Genomic DNA, 6,000 nt, shown 5'->3' with positions numbered 1-6,000 from the left:
CGCGCGCGGCGCCCTCTAGTGGCGGGCGGCGTACACACCGCCCTCCCGGGGGGGGTGGGGCAGCGCCCCCCCCCCCCCCCGCCCGGCGGCGGGGGCGGGCCCCGCACTGCCCGGGGGGGGCCCCGTCGGCGTTCCTGCGGGCACTACGCCCGCACCCAGCCGGTGAGCGCGTCCCAGCTGGCCGGGGCCAGGTCGAGGACCGGGCCGCCCTCGACCTTCGAGTCGCGGACGTGCACGACGTGGGGGCAGGCGGCTACCTCTACGCAGGCACCGCCTTCGCTGCCGCTGTGAGAAGAAGTACGCCACGGGTAGGAGACCTCGACGCAGGCGCCACCTTCGTCGCCGCTGTAACTGGACTTCCGCCAGTTGTAGGCGACCTCGACACAGGCGCCACCTTCGTCGCTGCTGTAGCTCGACTTGAACCACTTCAGTGCGGTGTTCATAGTTCTCCTAGCAGCCGGTCCAACAGGCCTTTGGTCTCTGCGACGTTGAGGGCCTGGGATCGCAGCATCGCATACTTCTGCGTAAGGATGCTGACCTCGTTCGGGTCACGTACGAGGATGCTGCCACGCTGCGTTTCGGAGTAAGCGAGGTGCTGGAACTCGGGGGTTTCCACGAGGATGAACGGCCCTGCGAGGCCCGCTTGCGCCGTGAGCCCCAAGGGAAGCACCTGAATCGAAATGGCAGGGCGATCCGCGCAGGCCCGCAGATGTCGCATCTGCTCAAAGTAGACCTCGTCACCGCCGATCCGGTCCCGCAGGGCCGCCTCCCAGATCACGAAGGAAAGGGTGGGCGGGACCGGTCGGCGCAGTATCTCCTGGCGTCGGATCCGGCGTGCTGTCTGAAGCTCGATCTTCTCCTCGCCCACGAACGGCACGCGGCAGGCGAACACCGCCCGTGCGTAGTCCTCGGTCTGGAGCAATCCCGGCACGATCATGGTGTCGAACCAGGACAGCGCGAGTGCCTCGTTCTCCCTCTCGAAGTACTCCTCGGCCCAGGCCGGGATCATGTCGACCTCCGGCATTCGCAGGGCGGCGACGGTGAGCACTCCGGGGAGTCCGAGTGCCCGGTCCATCCGTTCGGCGACGTCGGGCATCAGGACGCGCCGCCCCTGCTCGATGGAGGCGATGGTCTCCTGGTCCATGTTGACCAGGTCGGCGAGCCCGCTTTGGGTGAGCTTCTTGGCGATCCGGCCGGTGGCGACCTGCTCGCCGATCATCTTCATCGCGGTCGCGTTGGGCCGTGGCGCCCTCTTCCTCGGTGGCATACGCCTGGACTGCCACCCGCGGCCGCGCCTCACACCCGTACCGACCCGTACTCCTCGATGAGTACGGGTCGACACGGCCCGTCGGACGATAACTCGAACACGCCTACGAGCAGGCCGACTTGAGAGGCCTACCGTCAGCCGGACGGAGACGGCGACGGCACGGGCGTCCCGCCCGAGCGGACGAGTTCGCCCAGCGTCGGCACCGACTCCGGGCGGGAGCGGACGGCGTCCGTGCACTCCCAGGCGCGCGGCGGGTCCGCGTCCGGCCCGCCGAGGACCACCGGGCCCGGTCCCGCCGACACGGTTTCGCTGCCCGCGAGGGTGCACACGACCTGGGCCAGGGCCACCGGCAGCAGGTCCTCCGGCTTCTTGCTGAGCCGGACCGTGCCCGCCGGGTCGCCCGGCCGGTTCGCCGTGACGGTCAGCCCGCCGGGGACGGCGCTGGTGAAGCCCGCGTCGCGCTCCTCCTGCGAGGGCTCGCGCTCCAACGCCTCCAGCAGCGCCTCGGCCGCCAGCAGCGCGGGGTTCTGCGCCGGCTTCTTCTCGGCTATGGGGACGACCCGCTCGACGCCGACCAGCTGCGAGCCGCACACGAGCTCCACGGTGGCCCGGAAGCCCTGTGCGCTGCCCTGCTGGGCCGGTATGTCGCAGGACACCCGGGAGGGGGCCGGGCCGACGTCGACCGGCACGGTCGTCGCCCGGATCCCGCATCCGGCCGTCAGGGACGCGAGGCCCCACAGCACCGCGGCGGCTGCCGCCGTCCTACGCGTTCGCGTCGTCGCCACCAGCGATCACCTTCCCCACGTCCACCGGCAACCGCAGCGTGAACAGCGCGCCGCCGCCCTCGGCGTTCGCCGCGGTGATCTCGCCGCCGTGGATGTGTGCGTTCTCCACGGCGATGGACAGGCCGAGGCCGCTGCCGTCCGACTTCGGGCGGGACGCGCTGGCCTTGTAGAAGCGGTCGAAGACGTGCGGCAGCACTTCCTCGGGAATGCCCGGGCCGTTGTCCCGTACCGCGATGACGAGCCACTCGCCCTCGACGCGCACCGACACCCGTACCGGCGAGCCGCCGTGCTTGAGGGCGTTGCCGATGAGGTTGGCGAGGATGACGTCGAGGCGGCGCGGGTCGAGACGGGCCATGATGCCGCGCTCGGCGTCGAGTTCGACCGCGTCGAGCCAGGCGCGTGCGTCGATGCAGGCGGTGACCTGGTCGGCGACGTCGACGTCGTCGATGACCAGGCGGGCCGTGCCGGCGTCGAAGCGGGTGACCTCCATCAGGTTCTCGACGAGGTCGTGGAGGCGCCGGGTCTCGCTGACGACCAGCTGCACGGCCGGTGCGATCATCGGGTCGAGGGTGTCGGCCTCCTCCTCCAGCACCTCGGCGACCGCCGTCAGCGCGGTGAGCGGCGTGCGCAGCTCGTGCGACATGTCGGCGACGAAGCGGCGGCTGGCCTCCTCGCGCGCACTCATGTCGGCGACCTTCTTCTCCAGCGCCTCCGCGGTCCGGTTGAACGTGCGCGACAGGTCGGCGAGTTCGTCGGTGCCGGACACGTCGAGCCGGTGGTCGAGTTCGCCCTCGCCGAGGCGGCGGGCGGCGTCGCCGAGCCGCTGGACGGGCCTGAGGACCGTACGGGCGGCGGCCTGCGCGAGGAGGGCGGAGCCGAGCAGGGCGAGTCCGGTCGCGATGGTCAGGGACCAGCCGAGCGCGTTGAGGTCGTCGCGTTCCTGCGCGAGGGACTTGTACATGTAGCCGGTGGGTCCGCCGCCGACGATCCGGGTGCCGCCGACCAGGTACGGGTTGCCGTTCGGCCGGGTGCGCTGCCAGTACATGTGGTACTCGGCCTCGCTCGCCGCGGTCGGCTTCTGCCGGTCGTTGACGGCCCGCTGGAGGCTCTCGGGGACGTCCTCCAGCCGGAAGGCGTCGGGGCCGGCCGCGCCGAACACCATGCGGCGGTCGGCGCGTTCGTCCACGAGCAGGACGCTGTACCCGGGGCTGCTGCCGGCCATCAGGTCGGCGGTGCGCTGGAGTTCCTCGGGGGTGGGGTCGGCGGGCAGGGCGGCGGCCCGCAGCTGCATCTCCTGCCGGAAGTCGCCGAGGGCCGCGTCCTGGGTACGGGTGAGCACCGCCTCGCGGTTGAGCCAGTAGGCGATGCCGGACGCGGACACCGCGGCCGCCAGCGCGACGAGGGAGAACACCATGAGGAGCCGCAGCCGCAGGCTGGTCCAGCGCCGGCCCGCGAACAGAGCCTTGATCACTGCGGGGAGTCCAGGCGGTAGCCGACACCCCGTACGGTGCGGATGAGGGTGGGTGAGGAGGGCACTTCCTCCACCTTGGCGCGCAGCCGCTGGACGCAGGCGTCCACGAGCCGCGAGTCGCCGAGGTAGTCGTGCTCCCAGACCAGCCGCAGCAGCTGCTGCCGGGACAGGGCCTGACCGGGCCGCCGGCTGAGCTCCAGCAGCAGCCGCAGCTCGGTCGGCGTCAGCTGGAGGTCCTCGCCGTTCTTCGTCACCGTCATCGCGGCCCGGTCGATGACCAGGGACCCGAAGACGGCCGAGTCGTTGGCCTCCCGCTCGCCGCGGCGCAGCACGGCCCGGATCCGGGCGTCGAGCACCCGGCCCTGGACCGGCTTGACGACGTAGTCGTCGGCGCCGGACTCCAGGCCGACCACCACGTCGATGTCATCGCTGCGCGCGGTGAGCAGGATGATCGGCAGCTGGTCGGTGCGGCGGATCCGCCGGCACACCTCGAAGCCGTCGATCCCGGGCAGCATCACGTCCAGCACGATCAGATCCGGCCGCTGCTCGCGCAGCAGCTTGAGGCCGTCCTCGCCCGTCGCCGCGGTGGCCACACGGTGGCCCTGGCGGGTCAGGGAGAGTTCGAGGGCCGTGCGGATGGCGTCGTCGTCCTCGATCAGCAACAGGAAAGGCACGGCCACATTCTGTCCCATGTGCGGTTGGGAGTTCGACCGTCGGGCACGAGGCGTTCTCGCCGGGCCCGCTGTGACAGGCCTGTGACAGTCGACGGACACCGCGGTTAAGTCCGCCGGGCAGTCTTTAACCAACGCACCGAGCAGGACGCGGAAACCAGGAACCGGAAGCAGACTCCACGACGGGGGGCGCGGGATGAACACGCTGCACAGCACCACCACCAGCGCGGTTGTCACGCGGCTGCACGATGTGAGCCGCCGGACAGCTGCCCGTTCGGTGACGGTCGCCCGTCCCCGGCAGGCGCACACGGTGGCCATCGATGCCAAGACGTACGGGCCCGCCGCCGCGGTTCCCGCCGTGCTGCCCGAGCCGCGGCTGTCCTCCTCCTCGGAGGCGGAGTTCACGGCGTACGTCCAGGAGCGGCGGGCCGCGCTGTACGCGACGGCCTACCACCTGACCGGCGACCGGTACGAGGCCGAGGACCTGCTGCAGAGCGCGCTGTTCTCCACGTACCGGGCCTGGGACCGGATCAGCGACAAGGCGGCCGTTGGCGGCTACCTGCGGCGCACGATGACGAACCTGCACATCAGCGCCTGGCGCCGGCGCAAGCTGAACGAGTACCCGACGGAGGAGCTGCCGGAGACGGCGACCGACACGGACGCGATGCGGGGCACGGAGCTGCGCGCGGTGCTGTGGCAGGCGCTGGCCCGGATCCCGGAGCCGCAGCGCACGATGCTGGTGCTGCGCTACTACGAGGGCCGGACGGACCCGGAGATCGCGGAGATCCTCGGGATCAGCGTCGGCACGGTGAAGTCGAGCATCTGGCGCTCGCTGCGCCGGCTGCGGGACGACGAGGCGCTGAGCTTCGGCCGCGACGAGGCGGAGTCCTTCGAGGAGCTCGTCGCGTAACGCCACGAGCCATCACAGAGCCATTGGCCGGGGGGCCGTCCTACGGGGGTGGGACGGCGGCCATGGGGGGAATGCGCGGGATCAGTCGGTCGGGGGTCCGACTGATCCCGCGCACCTTTTTTTGTCCACGCGGCAGGCCGATGCGACGCCACCTTTTGTTTCAGTGGCCCCGTCCGGCCCGCCCAGGACAGCCGATCTCGCAGGTCAGCCTTCGGAGGGACGCGGGGCGCGCAGGTGCGCCCGTTCCTTCAGCTCCTCCTCGTCGACCAGCGTGAGCATCGGCTGACCCGGCGCGCACAGCATGGTCACCACGAACTTGGTCGGTGCGTCCGACAGGGCGTTGCCGTCCTGGTAGTGGATCACGTCACCGCCTGGTTCCCAGAACGTCCCACCGGCCTCGACCACACGCTCTGGCTCACCCTCAAGCTCGAACCGGAGCGCGCCCTCCATCACGTAGCCGAACGACGGGCCCGAGTGGCGATGCGGAGGGAGCCCGGGGTGACCGGGAGGCCACTCGACGAGGATGGTCATTCCCGAACCACCTTCGGGAAAGAAGGGCGGAGTGACTTCCTGCAGCAACGTGACTTCGGGCGGCAAGGAGACCTCGTGGGCGCTCCCTTGCTCTGGGTTCTTCGCTGACAAGTACCACACCTCCGTAAGCCTGCCCGGAATGGACGATCTTGCGTCGGCCGCTGTACTCCGGACCGGTGTACCAACCCACTCGTTCGGCGGTGACCGAGTTCTGCCTCGCCCCAACGGTCTCGACACCACGCTGCCTCCCGTCGGCGGACGCCACAATCCGGAAGCCGGCGGCATCGAGACCGCATCGCGCCATGTCATCGGCGGGCATCTGCGCCGTATCAAGCAGCGTCTGCCCTGTTGTGATCTGACGCGCC

General features: G+C 70.8%; 7 protein-coding genes. 1 reads left to right on the top strand and 6 read right to left on the bottom strand.

Annotation, left to right across the window (positions count from 1 at the left end):
- Positions 1-143: 143 nt before the first annotated feature.
- The 5 genes from ACFVGY_RS25800 to afsQ1 all read right to left on the bottom strand — a co-directional run bounded on the left by ACFVGY_RS25800 (position 144) and on the right by afsQ1 (position 4,197).
- A complete protein-coding gene (locus tag ACFVGY_RS25800; protein ID WP_385681186.1) occupies positions 144-443 on the bottom strand; it encodes a DUF397 domain-containing protein in 300 nt (99 codons plus the stop codon).
- The gene (locus tag ACFVGY_RS25795) at positions 440-1,225 is read right to left on the bottom strand and encodes a helix-turn-helix domain-containing protein (protein WP_385681184.1); all 786 of its coding nucleotides are present in this window, start codon (positions 1,223-1,225) and stop codon (positions 440-442) included. Before ACFVGY_RS25795 ends, ACFVGY_RS25800 begins: the two co-directional genes overlap by 4 nt.
- Before the next feature lie 176 nt (positions 1,226-1,401).
- The gene (locus ACFVGY_RS25790; RefSeq protein WP_385681183.1) at positions 1,402-2,052 is read right to left on the bottom strand and encodes a GerMN domain-containing protein; all 651 of its coding nucleotides are present in this window, start codon (positions 2,050-2,052) and stop codon (positions 1,402-1,404) included.
- Positions 2,030-3,622, bottom strand: a complete 1,593-nt coding sequence (locus tag ACFVGY_RS25785; RefSeq protein ID WP_385681204.1) for a sensor histidine kinase — start codon at positions 3,620-3,622, stop codon at positions 2,030-2,032. The genes ACFVGY_RS25790 and ACFVGY_RS25785 overlap by 23 nt, the downstream gene beginning before the upstream one ends.
- Entirely contained in the window at positions 3,520-4,197 is a 678-nt protein-coding gene (gene afsQ1, locus ACFVGY_RS25780) for a two-component system response regulator AfsQ1 (protein ID WP_179177120.1), read from the bottom strand. Before afsQ1 ends, ACFVGY_RS25785 begins: the two co-directional genes overlap by 103 nt.
- 193 nt (positions 4,198-4,390) lie before the next feature.
- On the opposite strand from afsQ1, the gene ACFVGY_RS25775 reads away from it, so the two are divergent.
- On the top strand, positions 4,391-5,104 hold the full coding sequence (locus tag ACFVGY_RS25775) for a SigE family RNA polymerase sigma factor (protein WP_385681181.1): 714 nt from the start codon (positions 4,391-4,393) through the stop codon (positions 5,102-5,104).
- Between the two features lie 204 nt (positions 5,105-5,308).
- Here ACFVGY_RS25775 and ACFVGY_RS25770 read toward each other — a convergent pair whose 3' ends face one another.
- Positions 5,309-5,701, bottom strand: coding sequence for a cupin domain-containing protein (locus ACFVGY_RS25770; RefSeq protein ID WP_385681202.1), 393 nt, complete (start codon positions 5,699-5,701; stop codon positions 5,309-5,311).
- Positions 5,702-6,000: the final 299 nt, after the last annotated feature.

Origin of the sequence: Streptomyces sp. NPDC127106 (assembly GCF_042677605.1) — a bacterium.
GTDB lineage: Bacteria > Actinomycetota > Actinomycetes > Streptomycetales > Streptomycetaceae > Streptomyces.
The sequence above is the reverse complement of the archived record's forward strand: the minus strand, read 5'-3'. Positions and strand labels throughout refer to the sequence as shown.